At 51.2% G+C, this 18,256-nt stretch carries 15 protein-coding genes, 2 tRNA genes and 1 other RNA gene; 17 read left to right on the top strand and 1 reads right to left on the bottom strand.

All coding sequences use genetic code 11. The annotated features are described in order from the left end of the window. Nucleotides 1-78: 78 nt before the first annotated feature. A complete protein-coding gene (gene asnB / locus NWF35_RS01115; protein WP_301237261.1) occupies nt 79-1,926 on the top strand; it encodes an asparagine synthase (glutamine-hydrolyzing) in 1,848 nt (615 codons plus the stop codon). Between the two features lie 459 nt (nt 1,927-2,385). Then, a tRNA-Arg gene (locus NWF35_RS01110) sits at nt 2,386-2,462 on the top strand. Nucleotides 2,463-2,733: 271 nt separating this feature from the next. Here the strand turns inward: NWF35_RS01110 and NWF35_RS01105 are convergent. Next, nucleotides 2,734-4,617, bottom strand: coding sequence for a 3'-5' exonuclease (locus NWF35_RS01105; RefSeq protein WP_301237260.1), 1,884 nt, complete (start codon nt 4,615-4,617; stop codon nt 2,734-2,736). A 194-nt stretch (nt 4,618-4,811) separates the two neighbouring features. Between NWF35_RS01105 and NWF35_RS01100 the strand changes: the two genes are divergently transcribed. The 15 genes from NWF35_RS01100 to NWF35_RS01030 all read left to right on the top strand — a co-directional run bounded on the left by NWF35_RS01100 (nt 4,812) and on the right by NWF35_RS01030 (nt 18,215). Then, nucleotides 4,812-5,399 carry a TetR/AcrR family transcriptional regulator gene (locus NWF35_RS01100; protein WP_301237259.1) on the top strand — a complete coding sequence of 196 codons (588 nt, stop codon included), beginning with the start codon at nt 4,812-4,814 and terminating at the stop codon, nt 5,397-5,399. Between the two features lie 98 nt (nt 5,400-5,497). Continuing rightward, nucleotides 5,498-7,645 (top strand): YhgE/Pip domain-containing protein, encoded by a 2,148-nt coding sequence (locus tag NWF35_RS01095; protein ID WP_301237258.1) that lies wholly within the window; start codon nt 5,498-5,500, stop codon nt 7,643-7,645. Between the two features lie 477 nt (nt 7,646-8,122). Next, on the top strand, nt 8,123-9,073 hold the full coding sequence (locus NWF35_RS01090) for a metal ABC transporter substrate-binding protein (protein WP_301237257.1): 951 nt from the start codon (nt 8,123-8,125) through the stop codon (nt 9,071-9,073). Continuing rightward, nucleotides 9,070-9,858, top strand: coding sequence for a metal ABC transporter ATP-binding protein (locus NWF35_RS01085; protein ID WP_301237256.1), 789 nt, complete (start codon nt 9,070-9,072; stop codon nt 9,856-9,858). The genes NWF35_RS01090 and NWF35_RS01085 overlap by 4 nt, the downstream gene beginning before the upstream one ends. Nucleotides 9,859-9,947: 89 nt before the next feature. Beyond that, entirely contained in the window at nt 9,948-10,817 is an 870-nt protein-coding gene (locus tag NWF35_RS01080) for a metal ABC transporter permease (RefSeq protein ID WP_301237335.1), read from the top strand. A gap of 36 nt (nt 10,818-10,853) precedes the next feature. Next, nucleotides 10,854-11,270 (top strand): Fur family transcriptional regulator, encoded by a 417-nt coding sequence (locus NWF35_RS01075; protein WP_301237255.1) that lies wholly within the window; start codon nt 10,854-10,856, stop codon nt 11,268-11,270. Nucleotides 11,271-11,291: 21 nt separating this feature from the next. Further along, nucleotides 11,292-11,759 (top strand): tRNA adenosine(34) deaminase TadA, encoded by a 468-nt coding sequence (gene tadA / locus NWF35_RS01070; protein ID WP_301237254.1) that lies wholly within the window; start codon nt 11,292-11,294, stop codon nt 11,757-11,759. Between the two features lie 86 nt (nt 11,760-11,845). Continuing rightward, nucleotides 11,846-11,938 (top strand) — tRNA-Ser (locus tag NWF35_RS01065). A gap of 114 nt (nt 11,939-12,052) precedes the next feature. Next, nucleotides 12,053-12,319: signal recognition particle sRNA large type (ffs, locus tag NWF35_RS01060), an RNA gene on the top strand. Nucleotides 12,320-12,540: 221 nt separating this feature from the next. After that, entirely contained in the window at nt 12,541-13,974 is a 1,434-nt protein-coding gene (locus tag NWF35_RS01055) for a PAS domain-containing sensor histidine kinase (RefSeq protein WP_301237253.1), read from the top strand. A gap of 163 nt (nt 13,975-14,137) precedes the next feature. Then, nucleotides 14,138-15,847 (top strand): DNA polymerase III subunit gamma/tau, encoded by a 1,710-nt coding sequence (dnaX, locus tag NWF35_RS01050; RefSeq protein ID WP_435873795.1) that lies wholly within the window; start codon nt 14,138-14,140, stop codon nt 15,845-15,847. 50 nt (nt 15,848-15,897) lie between these two features. Then, nucleotides 15,898-16,209, top strand: coding sequence for a YbaB/EbfC family nucleoid-associated protein (locus NWF35_RS01045; RefSeq protein WP_205492378.1), 312 nt, complete (start codon nt 15,898-15,900; stop codon nt 16,207-16,209). Nucleotides 16,210-16,255: 46 nt separating this feature from the next. Further along, entirely contained in the window at nt 16,256-16,852 is a 597-nt protein-coding gene (recR, locus tag NWF35_RS01040) for a recombination mediator RecR (protein WP_212773657.1), read from the top strand. Between the two features lie 27 nt (nt 16,853-16,879). Next, entirely contained in the window at nt 16,880-17,860 is a 981-nt protein-coding gene (locus tag NWF35_RS01035; RefSeq protein ID WP_301237251.1) for a CPBP family intramembrane glutamic endopeptidase, read from the top strand. A gap of 82 nt (nt 17,861-17,942) precedes the next feature. Continuing rightward, nucleotides 17,943-18,215 carry a pro-sigmaK processing inhibitor BofA family protein gene (locus NWF35_RS01030; protein WP_301237250.1) on the top strand — a complete coding sequence of 91 codons (273 nt, stop codon included), beginning with the start codon at nt 17,943-17,945 and terminating at the stop codon, nt 18,213-18,215. Nucleotides 18,216-18,256: the final 41 nt, after the last annotated feature.

Genomic DNA, 18,256 nt, shown 5'->3' with positions numbered 1-18,256 from the left:
CCTTTCCCCACATAGGATGATGTGGGGCAATCGCCCATAACCAACAGGAGATCATTGGCATGGAGGGATGGGAAACCCATGTGCGGCATCACGGGATGGATTGACTGGAAACGGGATTTACGAAAGCAGGGTGCGATTCTGGAGACAATGAACCAAACCCATTGTCGTCGCGGACCGGATGCGGAGGGGAATTGGCTGTCCCAGCACGCGGCATTGGGTCATCGGCGTCTCGCTGTCATCGATCTGGATGGGGGAGCCCAGCCGATGGTCCGGCGGAGCGGTGAACGAACATACGTCATTGTCTACAATGGCGAATTGTACAATATGGACAAACTGCGGCGGGAGTTGGAACAATGCGGCCACTGTATGGAATCGCGATCCGATACCGAGCTGGTATTGCGGGCGTACATGCAATGGGGGCCGGCATGCATGAGCCGATTGCGCGGAATTTTTGCCTACGCCATTTGGGATGAAGCGGAGAAACGACTTTTTCTGGCACGAGATCGTATCGGCGTAAAACCGTTGTTTTATGCGGTGCGTGATGGGGCGTTTTTGTTCGGTTCCGAGCTGAAATCCCTGTTGGCACATCCCGATGTGGAGCCGGTCATTGATGCCGAGGGACTGGCGGAAGTATTGGTGATGTCGCCGGCACGCACACCCGGCCACGGTGTGTTCCGGGGAGTGGAGGAATTGCGTCCCGGTTGGTGGATGATTGTCGACCAGGATGGGATCCGCAAACAACCGTACTGGACATTGGAAAGCCGGGAGCACACCGATGATCTGCCGACCACGATCGAACGGGTACGGTCTTTGTTCCAAGATACGGTTCGACGGCAGTTGGTATCCGACGTGCCAATAGGAACGATGCTGTCCGGCGGACTGGACTCCAGTGCTATCTCCGCTTGGGCGTCCAGGGTGATGGAAGAGGAAGGACGCGGTCCCTTGGATACCTTTTCCGTGGACTACGTGGGTAATGACCGGCATTTCACGCCAAACGAGTTTCAACCCAATGCAGATGCGCCTTGGGTCAGACGAATGAGTGAATATTTGGGATCTCGTCATCATGTCATCGAAGTGGATTTACCGGAATTGGTCTCGTCGTTGGCGGATGCCCTTCGGGCAAGGGATTTGCCGGGGATGACGGACGTGGACGCCTCCCTTCTCCTGTTTTGTAAGGAAATCAAACAAACAGCCACGATGGTATTATCGGGCGAATGTGCCGACGAAGTGTTCGGGGGCTATCCATGGTTTCATCGACGGGAAATGGTGGAAGCAGACACATTTCCTTGGGCGCGTATGACGGATCAGCGGGTCCGCTTTCTCTCTCCGGATGTGGCTCGGATAACACGGTCCGACGAGTATGTACAGGAGCGGTATCGGGAAGCGATAGCCGAGGTGCCCGCCTTGGAGGGAGAAGAGGCTTCCAATGCCCGAATGCGGGAGATGTTTTACCTCAACCTCACGCGTTGGATGCCCACACTGCTGGATCGAAAAGACCGCATGAGTATGGCGGTCGGATTGGAAGTGCGGGTGCCGTTTTGCGATCATCCGCTGGTAGAATACATGTGGAACGTTCCATGGGAGTGGAAGGCATTGGAAGGGCGGGAAAAGGGATTGCTCAGGCGGGCGTTGACCGGCATCCTGCCTGATGACGTGTTGTGGCGCAAAAAAAGTCCATACCCAAAAACGCATGATCCAGGTTATTTAACCGCTGTGAGGGATCAGGTCCTGCAATTGCTGGACGATCCGCAATCCCCGTTGCGTGATCTATTGGATATAGAAGCGGTCCGATCGTTTGCCCGTTCCGATCTTTCCAATGTCCACCTCCCTTGGTTCGGTCAACTGATGAACGTCCCGCAATTGTTTGCTCATTGGTGGCAACTGGATAGGTGGATACGTGAATACGGCGTGTCGATCCGGGTATGATCAGACACACCCTTACCATATGGCATTGGTAATCCTTTTTCCTCTCGCTCCTAAATTGCAATGCTCAAAGGTCACACTCGTTGGAAAAAGCCATGTTGGGTAGCGGCTAACATGAGCTGGCGCGCTTGGACTTTCCTTGATTGAGAGAAAGATTTTGTTTCTGCTGTTTTACATGAGGACAAAAAATTTCTTGACCGTTTTTGTCGAACCCCTTCCAATATGCGAACGTATGTTCTATAATGAGGGTACAAATTACCCTCGTGAAGGGGGATGGCCATGGAACGTTGGCTTCAACTAATGGCCGCCATCATTGCGCTGTTCCGTTTGGTGTTGGAATTAAGGGAACTATGGGGGCGTCGGCAAAAGCGGTCTAACCGAAAAAAGAAAAAGTAACTCCTTTCCACACATACACTGGTTGCAGGAAAATTTCCAATGTGGTAGAATGAGGTTTGACCTTATGCGCCCGTAGCTCAGCAGGATAGAGCAGCGGTTTCCTAAACCGCGTGTCGGAGGTTCGAGTCCTCTCGGGCGCGCCAATTGGATCGAAGGAGGCTCCATGACTTTGTGGTCGTTTGTGGCGGTGTCACTGAGTGTCATTGGAGTGGTCCTTCTCATTTCGGATGTTATTCAAGGCTATTCCCTATTGTTTAAATGGGGAAGGGATCTGCTTCAAAAGCAGGTCATACGAAAAATTCACAAGTAAACAGCCCGGTTCCAAACAGGGAAGAGAGTTGGACCAAAGTCAGCGACGGCGATGGTATTTAACGAAAACAGCCCCGAACTTACGTCGGGGCTGTTTTTTGCGTTCTAGGCCCTTACTGGCTCCCGTTGCAATAACCGGTCAAAATACGGGGTGAAGGCTGAGTCCCCGGAGTAGGATACAAACAAATAGTCACGGGCCCTCGTCAATCCTATGTACAGTAAAGATGCTTCTTGGGCCGGCCCGATCTCTTGATTGTGAAATGGCATGCTGTCTATGCCCACCACGAAACCCGCCTTGAAGTCCAGCCCCTTGCTGCTGTGAATGGTGCAGATCTTGACGGCTGCTTCATCTTTGTTGAAATTCATTTTGGTGTCTCTGCTTTCCGATATCCAGTAATATGGAATGTCTCTTTGTTTCAGGTGTTGCAAAAGAAGCCGCACGATCGGGTATGATCGACTGAAATTGTAGCGATATAAAACGGCGATCTCCTCATAAGGCACCCGCTTATCGTCGTGTAATCGTTCAATCTGTTTTGCCACCCATGCCATTTCTTCCAACAGGGACGACGCTTTGTGGATGATGGGGGGATCTCCGGGGCGTTGAGAGCTTTCCGGAGGGATCACCTCCACTTCGTCCTCCTGATCGTGGTAATCCAACCCGTATGTTTGGTAAAAGTCCCATGCCAACTGGATAATCGGTGCGGTGTTGCGGTAGTTTTTCTTCAATACACGGGAACGCCCCCGGAAGCTCAAACCAATATCCTGTGCAAAGTTACGCTGGCGGGAATAGACAGTCTGGGCGCGATCCTCAACGATCAAGAGGGACATGGTTTCCGGATTGAGCAGTTTTACCACCAGCTTCAACCATTCGCTTGAAAAATCCTGTCCCTCGTCGATTAACACCGCATCATACATTGGAAAATGCCCTTCACCTTTTTCCAGGCGTTTGAGAACATCAGGGATTTGTTCATCTTTCGAAATCCCGATCTCCTTCAACCACTGGTGAAAATGGCGAACCGTAATTCGAACATTGTTCGGGGTGGGGGGTACCGCCGATTTTTCACTGTGCTCGACGATATTTTCCCGCAATTTGTACTGAATCATCTGATCGATATAGCGAGCCAAAGCGATATTGAAACACAAAACGAGAATGTGCCAATCCGGATGGGATTCTGCAAGTATTTTAGCCCGGCTGGCCAGAATCAGCGTTTTTCCACTCCCCGCCACGCCGCGAATCAATCGATGTTTGTCTCCGATCTGTTTGGCCAGGTTCTCCTGCTGAAGATCCATCACTTTAACATCATCCAGCTCCACCAGTGCATACTGGGAGCCAGGTAATGGGCGGACTGGTTTATATTCCGCGCTGATCCGCACTTCAGGGAACAGATGATAACGAATGGTCCGGATGTCCCTTTGACTGAGTGGAGCATGTCGGAACGATGCAACGAACATGTTTTTGATTTTATCCAACAGATCCGTAGGGGAGAAAGATTCGCTCTGCGGATCGATATCATCCCGTGTCAGGCACAGTTGGGGATTCAATACATCCGCGAGATCATGCCGATATAGATGCTTCCGAGTAAGACGGGTCATCACAACACCGTAACCGTAGGGAAATTTCAGACGATACTTGTATTTTCCCTCCAGTTGAATCAAACTTTTGTCCCGCTCCAACAGGTTGGCGATCCGAAAAGCATATTCCCTCGCTTGTTTCAGAGGACTTTTTTGAACGACCAATCCAGAAGAGGTTTGGATCAACCATTGGTCCGGATTCAACCGGTGTAATGTATTTTTGGTGTAGTCTTTCACTTCCAGCACGACCAGCCCCAGATCGGGTCCGATCAGGACAAAGTCCGGGCGCACGCCTTGAATGTCCGGTTCGTAATAGACAATGTAATCGTCGGGTAAAAAGTGGCGCAATACTTGAAACAATAGCCGTTCACCAGCGGTGACGGTTGAAGGGAGCTTCTCAGGGACGCTTTTGGCCATCAGATGTTCTCTCCTCCACGAAGTATCAGAAGGTTATAAATAAAAAATCAATACATATTGTATCATTTTTATATCATAGATCAATCGAACAAATGCTCTCCATCCATGAAAACAGACTCTTCTCGAATAGTGCAGAACCTTTTTTCCTGATATAAAATAGGACATATCCGTAATATATGGAGGTTTATCTGATCATGCGTCATGAAACGATCGATCTGATCTTCGATGCGGCTGTCGAAGTTTTTGCCGAATATGGTTTTGAACGGGCCAAAGTGGACGATATCGCCATGAAGGCGGGTATCGCCAAAGGGACAATATACTATCATTTCAAGAGCAAGGAAGAGCTCTTTGTCGCCTTGATGAACGAAGGTTTAGAAAAAATGCTAGATCATATACACGTGGAGATGGACCGGACGGAGTCGCCCCGAGAACAGCTTCGTCGCATATTGGCGGCTCAGGTGCGTTTTTTGATTGGACACGGGACATTCACCAAGCTCCTGTTGACAGAAGTATGGGGGTCCAAGGAACGACAACAGGCGTTCCGGAGCCGCATCCGTCAATACATCGACATGATCGAGCAGGTATTGCGTAGGGGAACAGAGCAGGGAATATTCCACTTGGCTCATGCAAATGAAACAGCCGCTTCTATTTTTGGTGCTGTCAGCGTGGCAGTTTTACATACGATTTATCGATGTCAGGATCAATCGGAACAAATGGAGGCGGAAATCCCCAAAATCATCGACACATTGGAACATCTGTTGTTTAACGGGATCAACGCTTGAGATCGAAGGTGTTTTTTCTGGTTGCAAATCTGGAGAGATAGAGTATAATGTCATTTATACTGACCAGTCAGTTTATTGTGTGATGGGGGGGATGAGCCATGCGAAAAAAAGCCGCATGGAAATGGCCGCAAACGTACGGTCTGATGAACATGTGGGAAAAACCGGGTTTGCGGTTGGGGTTGGTGGGAATCATCTTGGTTCCCGTCGTTTACAGTTTTATTTATCTGTGGGCATTTTATGATCCTTATGCAAACGTGGACCACCTCCCTGTCGCTGTGGTGAATGAGGATCAGGGAGCGGTGGCGGATGGAAAGACGGTCCGTGCCGGTGATGATCTGGTCAAGGAGTTGAAGAAGGAAAAGAAATTGGATTGGCATGTTGTTTCACGCAAAGAAATGGAGAAAGGATTTCGGGAAGACCGCTATTATTTCGGTGTTGTCATTCCACGGGATTTTTCCCGCAGGGCGGTCAGTGTGAATAGTGCCGCTCCATTGAAGGGAGAATTGGAATTTTATGTGGATGAAGGGAAGAACTTTATTACCTCCCAAATCGGCCGCAAGGCTTTTTTGGCCATGGAAGGAGAAATCCAGCGGCAGTTAACGGAGATGTACGCGCGGGGTATGTTGGACAAAATGAAGCACTCCACCCAAAATTTGTCCAAAGCTGCCGATGGAGCTGGCAAATTGGCCGATTCCACCGGTCAAGCCGCATCAGCCGGGAACAAGATCCATTCGGGTGTCAAACGGTTGGAACAGGGAGTCCAGCGATTGAAAAAAGGCGGTGACCAGTTGGCCAACGGTGCCCAGGCATTGACGCAGGGCGCTGCCCAAGCTGGCGATGGAGCGGGTCAATTGGCTGCCGGAGCGGAACGGCTGAATAGCGGAATTCATCAATTATCTCAGGGGATTCAACAGGGGGCAGAGGGAGCTGCCCAACTGCACGAGGGTGCTCGGCAAGTGAAGGATGGTCTGCAGGAAGCCTCTCAAAAAGTGAACGACAGGTTGTTGCCGGGCTCCGCGCAGGTAGCCGATGGAAGCAGAAAAATGGAGGCAGGAGCGGAACAGGCCCAAGCAACATACCAACAATTACTCAAACGCTATCCCTGGCTGAAGGCGGACCCTGACGGCATCAAACTGGCAGTCATTTTGACAAGAATGAGCGACGGCGGACAACAGTTGTCCGAGGGAGCCGATCAACTGCATCAGGGAGTAGCGCAATTAAATGACGGATTGAGTCGCTTGGCCGACGGTCAAGATCGTGTGGTTCAGGGAACCGAACAATTGCACGACGGGATCGTTCAACAACAAGCGGGTGCAGCGCAATTGGCGTCAGGATCGTCGCAACTTGCCGGGAAATTGCGTGAACTTCAGCGGGGAATGACCCACCTGATGTCCGGAATCGGTCAATGGCGGGACGGACTTGATCAATGGGTCGCTGGTCAAAAACAGCTGTCGGGCGGACTGGCCCAACTGGATAAAGGAACCGTTCGCTTGAGCGACGGATTGACCCGTATCACAGATGGACAAATCCGATTGGCACACGGATTGGAAGAGGGGACGGACAAAGCCCGCAACCAGTTGCGGGGGGCGAATGCCAAAGCCGAGATGATGGCTGATCCGGTCGATGTGAAAGAAGACCGATTGAACCCGGTGCCCAACTATGCGACTGCTTTAACTCCGTATTTCCTGTCGCTTTCCCTGTGGGTGGGCGGCTTGATTCTGTTTACAATTCTGGATCTGTATCGGTCCCCGTTGGAGAAGCAACAACGCATTTCCTGGATCGCGGGTGGATTGATCGGTGTATTGCAAGCGGTCGTGGCAACTACGGCGCTGACGAGAGGATTGGGGATTTCCCCGCAACACCCTGTGGGCATTTACGCGTTTGCGATCCTCATGTCGTTTGCGTTTATCTCGTTGAATCAAATGTTGGTACTGTTGTTGAACAACGCGGGCCGATTCTTGTCCATTTTGCTGTTGATGCTGCAATTGACTTCTAGTGGAGGTACCTATCCTGTCGAGTTGTTGCCGGCCTTTTTCCGTCACATTCATCCCTATCTGCCGATGACCTATTCCGTTGAGGGACTGCGTGCAGCCGTTACTACCGGAGATGTCAGTGTGTTGGCACGCGATGCCTGGATTTTGGTCGGGTTTATGACGGGTGCATTGCTGATCGTGGAATTGTACCGCGTGTGGCAAGTATTTCGCCTGCGACGGACAAAACGAGGGGAAGTCGGTGTGACGGTTTAGGTAAAATCTGTATCGATTAGGGTAGAAAAACCTGTTTCCCGTGAAACAAAACTGCTGCGGAGGTATTTAGGGGTTCCTGGGCTTGTCTGGTCATTGTGAGTGAGCAATGTTTTCCCAGGTGAGGGGCGACCGAAGCCCAATCGAGCGGAGAACTGGAAAAGCGCAAGAATACGAAGTGTGCTTTTTCCCGCGTCCATGTGCCCCCGTTTTTGAGCAGCCTTGCTCTGCTTCCATGCAGGGAACAGGTGGAGCAATTCAGGAAGCAGCGGATCGACTCATCAGATACAACCTCGACGTTGCCGTTCAATTTGCCGTCCAACCGCTTTATTTAACAATCTCGCGGTTCCTTCGGGAACCGCGCTTTTTTGTGCATCCTTCCCCTAAATCGTAATTTTTACGTTTTACAAATGGTGGTGAGTGACATATAATCATTCATGACTAAGATTATTACAAAGATGTCAAAGGTGGGTAGCCAAAGTGAAAAAGATCGGTTTCGGTTTGTTGGCCGTTCTGCTTTGCAGTTTGACGGCGTTGGCGGGATGTGCCAAGCCGGAGGCAGCCGGTCGTGCGAACGGCAAGATCGCAGTATATACCAGCATTTATCCGCTCGCTTATTTTGCGGAACAAATCGGAGGAAAGCGGGTCGACGTCCGGGCGTTAGTTCCGCCGGGGACGGAACCGCATGAATTCGAGTTGTCGACTCGGGATATGGCTCGGTTGAGCCAAGCGGATGTGTTCATTTACAATGGTGCGGGGCTAGAAGCATGGGCCGATCAGGCGAAACAGATGCTCGATCCGAGTCGGACAGTGCAGGTGAACGCAACCAAAGGAGTTCCGTTGCTGGATGCCAAGGAGGAACATGACGATCATCATGGCGTGCATGAACACGGGCACAGCGGTGTTGATCCGCATGTTTGGCTCGATCCGAAGCGCGCCATGATCCAGGCACGCAATATCCGGGACGGATTGATTCAAGCTGATCAGCGTCACAAAGCGGAGTATGAAGCCAACTATGTGAGGTTGCAACAGCGTTTAACTGAGCTGGACCGGGCATATGCTGAACTGGCGAAACGCACTCCCGTCAAGACATTTTTGGTTTCCCATGCAGCATTCGGATATCTGGCGGATCGCTACGGGTTGAAACAAATCGCCATCGCCGGTTTGTCTCCGAACGATGAACCCAGTGCCAAAGAATTGCAGGCGTTGGTTGAAACGGCCAAACGAGAAAAGGTGCATGTGATCTTTTTTGAGACATTGGTTAATGCCAAAACAGCGGAAACGCTGAAAAGCGAAATCGGGGCGAAGTCCTTGACGCTCAATCCACTGGAAGGGTTGACACCGGAGGAGATCAAACGCGGGGAGAACTACTTCACGATTATGGAGAAAAACCGGCAGAACCTGGCTCAAGCGTGGGGGGTCCAACCATGACGGATATGATTCGGATGGAACGGGTCCATTTTTCGTATCAAAATGAAAAAGTGTTGGACAATGTGAGCCTCACACTCCACCAAGGTGAATTTTTGGCCTTGGTCGGGCCGAACGGATCCGGAAAATCGACGCTTGTCAAATTGGCGCTCGGTTGGCTCAAACCGCAAGCAGGCGACATTCGCCTAATGGGACAGGACATCAGTCGGTTTCGCGATCGTGACAAGATCGGCTATGTATCCCAGAAAGCCAATAGTTTTAATCTGGGGTTTCCGGCGACCGTTTTTGAAGTGGTGGCCGCAGGATTATACGGGAAAATGGGTTTGTTCCGGTGGATGGGAAGAAAGGAAAAACAAAAAGTGTATGAAGCGATCGAACAGGTGGGGTTAAGCAATTGGGCCCACCGTAACATCGGTCGCCTTTCCGGAGGACAACAACAACGTGCGTTTATTGCACGCGCATTGGTGAGTGATCCCGAGCTGTTGATACTGGATGAGCCGACCGTTGGGGTTGATGCAGAATCGGTCGACCGGTTTTATCGGTTGCTGACGCATTTGCACCGGGAAAAGGGATTGACGCTGTTGTTGGTCACGCACGATATCGGTGCAGTCACCACCTATGTGGATCGGATCGCCTGTTTGAACAAGCGGATTTTCTTCCATGGTGACCCGGAGGAATTTACCCAGAAGAAAAAAGAGATTCTGACAGCTGCTTACGGCCATGAAGTACAGATGATTGACCATCAGCACGAGTCGACTGATGAGATGTCCCTGTTCGTCGGTGCATGAGAATGGAGCGAGAGGGGGAAGCGCGTACTAGGGCGTGTCTGACACAAGTGGTAAAATGGAGGGAGAACGCCCAGGTAGTGCGTAAAGCGATGGAAGCGATGTGGCAATATGAGTTTATGCGGCATGCATTGCTGGCTGGAGTGATCGTTGGACTGATCTCACCGTTGGTCGGCGTGTTTTTGGTAGTTCGTCGGTTGTCACTGATTGCGGATGCATTGTCACACGTGACACTGTCGGGGGTTGCCGCCGGCTTGCTTTTGCAGAGGGAATTTCCTTGGTTTCAATCATTCAACCCGCTCTATATGGGGACCGCTTTTTCCGTGGCTGGTGCATTGTTCGTCGAGCAGTTGCGTCGGTTGTATCGTTCGTATCAGGAGTTGGCAATTCCCATTATTCTCTCCGGCGGGATCGGGCTCGGTGTGGTACTGATCAGTGCCGGAGACGGGTTTAATGTCAATGTCATGGGATATTTGTTCGGTTCGATCATCGCCGTGAACGAGGACGATGTGAAATGGGTAGTGGCGGTCGGGATCATCGTCGCATTGACGATTGCACTTTTGTTTAAGGAACTGTTCGCTCTCTCGTTTGACGAGGAGAGTGCGTATCTTTCGGGCATTCCCCGTCGCGGAATCAATTTGGTTTTCATCCTGTTAGTCGCACTTGTGATCACGGCATCGGTACGTGTTGTGGGTATCTTGCTGGTCTCAGCGCTGATGACATTGCCGGTGGCCGCCAGCTTGCAATTGGCGCAAAGTTTTCGGCAAACTGTTATGCTCTCCGTACTATTTGCGGAAACATCCGTCATCAGCGGATTGATCTGTTCTTTTTATTTCGATTTGGCCCCCGGTGGCACCATTGTGCTGATCGCCGTTGGCTGGCTGTTGTTGACGATCCTGTTGAAACGGCTCCGGCAGTTCGTCCGGTACCGTTGGATGAAACGGGAACAAGCGGTCGAATGAACCTTTTTCCAACAATGGGAATGGGAGCGGATCGGGATGGATTATCGACGTGCACTGGAGAAATTGAAGGCAAACGGGTATAAATTCACAGGAAAACGGGAAATGATGGTGCAGTTATTTGCAGAAGAGAATCGCTATCTGTCCGCTAAAGAAGTATTGGACCACATGCAGAAAACTTACCCGGGCTTGAGTTTCGACACGGTGTACCGCAACCTTTCTCTATTTGAGGATCTGGGCATTTTGGAAGGGACGGATTGGGATGGTGAGCGGCGGTATCGCTTCCGTTGCGAAGGCGATACTCACCATCACCATTTGATCTGTACCGAATGCGGACGGACGCGCAAATTGGAGATTTGCCCCATGAATGCCATTTTGGGTCAACCCGAGGACTTCCACATCACCGGACATCGTTTTGAAATTTACGGACGTTGTGCTGACTGCGACCAAAATTAAAGCAACAGGAGCAGAAACCTCATGAATGTGGAGTATGAAAAATGGATGCAAGCTGCCATTGAGGAAGCAGAGAAAGCCCGGAAGATCGGGGAGGTACCGATCGGGGCGGTGGTCGTCAGAAAAGGAGAGATCATCGGCCGTGGACATAATCTGCGTGAGACGGCCAAAGATCCCACGCTGCATGCGGAGATGATTGCCATTCGTCAAGCGGCCGAACGGCTGGGCGGATGGCGGTTGATCGAATGTTCCTTGTATGTGACACTGGAACCGTGTCCCATGTGTGCGGGTGCGATTGTACAATCCAGAATCGAGAAGGTGGTATTCGGTGCCGCCGATCCCAAGGCCGGATGTGCGGGTACATTGATGAATCTGCTGGAAGATGAGCGGTTCAACCACCAGGCCGAGGTTATTCCTGGTGTCATGGCCGAGCAGTGCGGTTCGTTATTGACTCAATTTTTCCGTGAACTGAGAGAACGGCGCAAACGGTAAAAGGGTCCTCTGGATGGATTTCCCCTTGACTTCTCGACAGTTAACCCTTAAGATTATGTAATGTCCAGTACATCAGTTCAACCCGTGGAGAGGTGTCCGAGTGGTTGAAGGAGGCGGTCTCGAAAACCGTTGTACCGGTATTCCCGGTACCGTGGGTTCGAATCCCACCCTCTCCGCCAGATCGTACATGATGTTAGTGAGTCGCCACTTTTTAGGGCGGCTTTTTTGTATTCCCAAGTAGCAAATCCTTCCGCTCGTTGTAAATAAGGAGAAAATGTGTTACCATATAAGAACCGCGCTAGACGGGGAACTTGCGGTGCCCTGTAACCCGCAATCCGCATTAGCGGGGTCGAATTCCCGTCCTGAGGCCTTCTCCGTGTGGGGCCAGGTCTGGGTAAGCGATGTTGAGGATTGGGTCCTGCGCAACGAGAACTTCCGAACCGTGTCAGGTCCTGACGGAAGCAGCACTAAGGAAGACCTCTCGTGTGCCGCAGGGGTGCCTGATCTGAGTCGGTTGCTCAGGAGCCGCCCGGGCGGAAAGGTCGAAGGCGGGTGCGCGGTATACATAAGCGGGAAAGCATGGTGTCTCTGTAGGATGCCATGCTTTCCTTTTTTTATATGTGGGGAACGAACGGCAAAAAATTTCCATTCTTAGAAGGAAGATGCACCCGGAACGAGAAATAAATTGTAGGATGAAACGATTGCGGATGGAAACGGAAGAAACTGCATCTCGGGATGGATAGACGACGATTTCTGCGGCAAAGGGGGGAGGTGGCATGGGGTGCCCATCGGGTTTCATCTCGATATGGAGCTGAGACAGTTAGTCGCCTGGTTGGAGCAGATGCCCCAAGCTGTCATGGTGGTGGATGACCGCGGAAACGTCGTCGCGGTAAATCCGGTTTTATTGCATTCCATCCGGCGTGACAGGGAAGAGGTGGAGGGAAAACCTTTCACCCAATTTGTCACCATCTCCAAAGAAGCGGTTGATTTCATTCACCGTGCCGACAGTTCCTGTGCTTGGTATCAACAGGTACTCGGCAGTGTCATCGCAAGAGATGGGAGTTATTATTCCACGGATGTGCAAATGGTTCGTGGGTGGGACGGGCAACGTCGATATCATCTCCTGTTTTTCAACCGGATCACCCGGCAGATCTGGCCTCATTTGCTGCAACGATTTGCTGACCACTTGATCTCCGATATCCATCTCGGAATCGTGCTGGTGGACAACCACGGGAATTTGACGGAGATCAACAGAGCGGCATGCGATTTGTTCGGCGTTCAAAGGGCCAAACTGGTTCATCAGCCGTTCGATAAGCTGATGAACCATGTATCACCCGCGGAAGAGCAGAATGTGCTCGAAAAAGCATTGACCGGCATCCCGACCCGAAATTATGCGGCGACATGGACGATCGGTGACAAACAAGTGCATCTTCTGGTCGACGCTCATACCTTGTGGGACGAAACAGGTCGTATCTTGGGAGCATACATGGTATTGAAAGATATGACCAACTTGCGTTTGTTGGAGGAACAAATCCAACGCAACGACCGTTTGGCGACAATCGGTCAGATTGCCGCTGGCACCGCCCACGAAATTCGGAATCCACTGACTTCGATCAAAGGTTTTTTGCAAGTGATCAAATATGCCCTCAAGGAAAAGGGACATGTAAAAGAACAGGGATATACGGAGATCATGCTCCGTGAAATCAACCGGATCAACAGTTTGGTCAGCGAATTTCTACTCCTCAGCAAACCGCGCAATATCAAACTCCGCCCGCTTCAAGTCACCGATGTTTGGAACGAAATGCTACCCATTGTTGAAAATGAAGCGCTCTTACATAACATGGAAGTCCATTTTGTGACGGAACGCTCCCTTTTCCCCCTGGTCGTAGCGGATAGTGAGCTATTAAAGCAGGTATTTCTCAATCTGTGCAAAAACGCGATTGAAGCCATGGGGGAAGGCGGAATGCTGACCGTGCGAATCAGGTTGGAGGAAGCGGAACAAAAACTGGCTGTCGATGTGCAGGATACCGGACCGGGCATTCCCGCTTATGCGTTGGACAAGATCTTTGACCCGTTTTTTACGACCAAAGAAAACGGAACCGGTCTTGGGTTGCCCGTTTGTCAAAAAATCATTCACGAAATCGGAGGTATGATTCGCGTCTCCTCCAAAGAATGGGGAACTGTTTTTACGGTATTGTTGCCGTATATCGATTAAGGGAAAGGATCCATTGATTGCGCTGTTCGCAGGAGAGATTCTCCCTTCCGAAGGTTTGCCGCTTGGGCGGCTTTTTCCTTTTGGAAAAAAAGGGCCAACTGTAGTATGATGGAGTCGACAAAGGATAGAGGGATCTCCACGTACGAATACTGGAGTGATGGTTTTGTCGTATCGGGCATTGTACCGTGTTTGGCGGCCGCAGACCTTTCGGGATCTTGTCGGCCAAGAACACATCACTCGAACATTGCAGAATGCATTGGCAGAAGGATCTTTTTCGCATGCCTATCTGTTCAGCGGTCCAAGGGGAACCGGCAAGACCAGTGCGGCCAAAATCATGGCCAAGGCTGTCAACTGTGAGAAAGGTCCTGCTCCGGAGCCGTGCAATGATTGTCAGACATGTCGTCGCATCACCGAAGGTTCCTTAATGGATGTTGTGGAAATCGATGCGGCATCCAACCGGGGCGTCGATGAAATTCGGGATTTGCGGGACAAAGTGAAGTACGCCCCGACCGAAGTGCGTTACAAAGTCTATATTATCGACGAAGTGCACATGTTGACGACAGAAGCGTTCAATGCTTTGCTGAAAACGCTGGAAGAGCCGCCGGGGCATGTGATTTTTATCCTGGCCACGACCGAACCGCACAAATTGCCGCAGACCATTGTTTCCCGTTGCCAACGGTTTGCGTTTCGCCGGATCGCATTGCCGGAGATTGTCAATCGTCTTCGATATATCTGCGAGGCGCAATCCGTGAAAGCGGATGAGAATGCGTTGCATCAGATTGCACTTGCCGCGGACGGGGGAATGCGGGATGCATTGAGTTTATTGGATCAGGTACTGGCATTCGGCGGCCGGCAAGTGGATGAGGAAACGGTATTGGCCGTGACCGGTTCTGTCTCCCGTACCGATTTGGCGGGGATTTTGAGTGCTTTGGCCCATTCCGATGCTGCTGCAGCGCTTGAACGGGCAGACCGACTGATTATGGGTGGTTTGGAGCCGGAACGTCTTTTGCAAGACTTGATCCATGCCTGCCGTGATTTGTTGCTGATGAAGACCGCTCCTCAATTGCCGGAAGTGAAGGATCGTCTTCATGATCATCTGTGGACGGAATTGGCGGAAAAATGGTCTGTCAGCCGGTTGTCCGCGGTGATGGACGGCTTGATTGCGTATCAGCAACAAATGAAATGGACGCCGCATCCGAGGATTGTCCTGGAGCTGGCTATTGTGAACGCTGCACAGTCGCAGTCCGCATCGGACGAGAAGGAGGAAGTCGTCCCCTCTGATACGATTCGCTGTCTTGAGGAACGAATCCGTCAGTTGGAGGGGCGGCTTGAGGCCATTCAGGGGCAAGTTGCCGTTCAAAGTTCGCCACAAACCGCGGGATTCCGTCGCCACGAGCCCCCCAAAAAAGCGTCGTCGCGTACTGCCGGCGCGTCTGTCCAACAAGATCAATGGAAGAGTTTGTTGCAACAATCAGACACAGAAACCTTTCGCCATGTCAAGCAGTGGTGGCCGGATATTTTGCAAAAAGTAAAAGAGCGGAAAATCACGGTTCATGCATGGCTGGTCGATGGGGACCCTGTGATGGCTTCAAAGGATACTGTAGTCGTAGCGTTCAAAAACAAAATTCACCGGGAAACCACGGAAAAAGAGACAAACAAATCATTAATTGAACAGGTGATGCAGGATGTGCTGGGTCGCTCGTTCCGGTTGATCACGGTGATGCGCCAGGATTGGGATGCACTTTCCGATTCGATCGCCGAAATGTCTGCTGCGGCGGAAGAGGGAAAGGACGCCGATGCCCCCCAATCCGACGATGTCATGCAAAAAGCGGTGGAGTTGTTCGGTGAGGATTTGGTGGAAGTGGTCGATTAAAATAAAAGGATAACTGCAGGCAATTCGGCCGATAGGAGGAATGGACCATGATGCGGAACATGAACCAAATGATGAAACAAGTGAAAAAAATGCAGGAGCAGATGCAAAAAGCGCAGGAAGAACTGGGTAAAAAAGAAGTGGAAGGCACAGCGGGGGGCGGTGTCGTCAAAGTAGTGATGAATGGTCACAAGCAGTTGGTTTCTGTGGAAATCGCTCCGGAAGTGGTAGATCCGGACGATGTGGAAATGCTGCAGGATCTCATCACGGCCGCTTTCCAAGATGCCCTGAAGAAAACGGACGAACTGATCGCCCAGGACCTCGGTAAATTTACTGGTGGACTCAATTTGCCCGGTTTGTTCTAACGGCATGGTTGCATCCATAAAATAAAGGCATCAGGAGTGCGTGGAAGTGTACGTACCTGAACCCATCTCCAAGTTGATCGAAGGTTTTATGAGGCTGCCGGGCATTGGACCGAAGACGGCCCAACGCCTGGCCTTTTTTGTATTGAAAATGGAAGAGGAAGATGTACTGGATCTGGCCAAGGCACTCGTCCGTGCCAAACGTGATCTGCGCTTTTGTGCAGTTTGCAATAACATCAGCGACCGGGAAGTATGTTCCATTTGCAGTGACAAGCATCGTGACCGGTCGACGATTTGTGTCGTGCAGGACCCCCGTGACGTGATGGCGATGGAACGAACACGGGAGTACAATGGGTTGTACCATGTTCTGCATGGAGCCATATCACCCATGGAAGGGATCGGTCCGGATGAGTTGAAGATCCCGGAACTGTTAAAGCGGCTGGAAGATGAAACAGTGCAAGAGTTGATCTTGGCCACCAACCCCAATATTGAAGGGGAAGCAACCGCGATGTATTTGGCCAAATTGGTCAAGCCGTTCGGGCTGCGCGTTACCCGGATCGCCCATGGATTGCCCGTAGGCGGGGATTTGGAATATGCGGACGAGGTGACGTTGACCAAGGCGCTGGAAGGTCGACGGGAGCTATAAAGCATTTGTGTGAAGGAGCGTTTCACCATGCAGACACCGATGATTTCCACCCCTCCCCCCATCGGGCCCCGTTCACAAAAGACTTCGGCCAAGTTGCAGTTGATATCCGCCTGGATGCTGTCACTCAGCTTTCTCACGATGATTCCGATGGAGTATGCCTCTTTGGACTGGGAAAAAACATCAGCGGGTACATGGCGAATTGTCGAAGGAGATCACTTGAGCCTGACGCTGGTATTGGCCTATGGTTTATGGGCATTGTGGACAGTGGTGGGAACCGGCATGTTTCTGGTTGCTGGCATCGTCAACCGGTTCACCTACGAACGTTCGCTTACGGATATCACTTGGCGGGATTTGATTTACTTTTTGGCTTGGGTACAATGCCTATCGCTCCTGCTTTCCCTTCCCTTTGAATTGTTTCCGGGAGCAGGGGGCAGTGTGAGTTTATTGTATCCGTATTTGCCACATCTCATCATTTTGGGTCTGGGATTGATTTTGTTCCGCCATCGCTTGCATCTGTTGGGATTTCGCCGTCCGAATTCCTACGGGTGGATGGTGATTGTCATCATTTTGTTGTATGTGGTCATCTTTTTCCAATGGATCGATCAATGGGTGACTCATCCCGTCGCCAGATATTTCTCGCTGGAGCTGGATTCGTGGCGGGAGGAAAGCATCTCCCAAGGCATTCACCAGGCTGGAACATCCGGATGGGCTGCATTGACCGGTCAAATCGTGATGCTGGGTATAATCGGGCCCATTGCAGAAGAGATGTTGTTTCGGGGGGCTTTACAGGAAGTATTGCGGCGTCGACTCGGTGTATGGGTGAGCGTTTTGTTATCTTCCGTTTTGTTTGCGCTGTTTCATGTGGATGTCGCTTTGCTGGCACCTTTGTTAGTGCTGGGTCTCATTCTCGGCTCTTTGAAGGCTTTCTTCCGCAGCCTGTGGGCGCCCATTTTGTTTCATATAGTTAACAACACCACATCGGTGATCATGGAATTGTTACATCGATAGTCCGTGGGATCGTGTGTCACCCCGCCCATTGTTCTATTCCCGAGTCCTCCTTCATACGCTTGTACCAAAAGGAGGGATGGACATGGGAATCAAATGGTGGATAATGGCGGGTGCGGGCGGCACGATCCTTTTTATGTTGCTCAGCCGATCCGCCTGGCGACCACTCAAGTGGATTTGGTACGGGGTGTTATATACGGCGATAGGAGCAGTCGTGTTGTTTTTGTTCAACCTGGTGGGAGAATGGATTCATTTCCGCATTCCCATCAATCTGATGACTTCCTTTATCACCGGTGTGCTCGGTTTGCCGGGATTGATGTATTTAGTGATCGTCAAGGGCTTTTTATTGGGTGGATAAACGTTGGATCATGATCATCAAAAAAAAGTGTTGACGAAACA

This window comes from Polycladomyces subterraneus (assembly GCF_030433435.1).
Taxonomy (GTDB): Bacteria; Bacillota; Bacilli; order Thermoactinomycetales; family JIR-001; genus Polycladomyces; species Polycladomyces subterraneus.
The sequence above is the reverse complement of the archived record's forward strand: the minus strand, read 5'-3'. Positions and strand labels throughout refer to the sequence as shown.

Coding starts and splice junctions, on each gene's coding strand:
- asnB (WP_301237261.1), top strand. CDS start 79: ATGTGCGGCATCACGGGATGGATTGACTGGAAACGGGATTTACGAAAG.
- NWF35_RS01105 (WP_301237260.1), bottom strand. CDS start 4,617: ATGGCCAAAAGCGTCCCTGAGAAGCTCCCTTCAACCGTCACCGCTGGT.
- NWF35_RS01100 (WP_301237259.1), top strand. CDS start 4,812: ATGCGTCATGAAACGATCGATCTGATCTTCGATGCGGCTGTCGAAGTT.
- NWF35_RS01095 (WP_301237258.1), top strand. CDS start 5,498: ATGCGAAAAAAAGCCGCATGGAAATGGCCGCAAACGTACGGTCTGATG.
- NWF35_RS01085 (WP_301237256.1), top strand. CDS start 9,070: ATGACGGATATGATTCGGATGGAACGGGTCCATTTTTCGTATCAAAAT.
- NWF35_RS01080 (WP_301237335.1), top strand. CDS start 9,948: ATGGAAGCGATGTGGCAATATGAGTTTATGCGGCATGCATTGCTGGCT.
- NWF35_RS01075 (WP_301237255.1), top strand. CDS start 10,854: ATGGATTATCGACGTGCACTGGAGAAATTGAAGGCAAACGGGTATAAA.
- tadA (WP_301237254.1), top strand. CDS start 11,292: ATGAATGTGGAGTATGAAAAATGGATGCAAGCTGCCATTGAGGAAGCA.
- NWF35_RS01045 (WP_205492378.1), top strand. CDS start 15,898: ATGCGGAACATGAACCAAATGATGAAACAAGTGAAAAAAATGCAGGAG.
- NWF35_RS01035 (WP_301237251.1), top strand. CDS start 16,880: ATGCAGACACCGATGATTTCCACCCCTCCCCCCATCGGGCCCCGTTCA.
- NWF35_RS01030 (WP_301237250.1), top strand. CDS start 17,943: ATGGGAATCAAATGGTGGATAATGGCGGGTGCGGGCGGCACGATCCTT.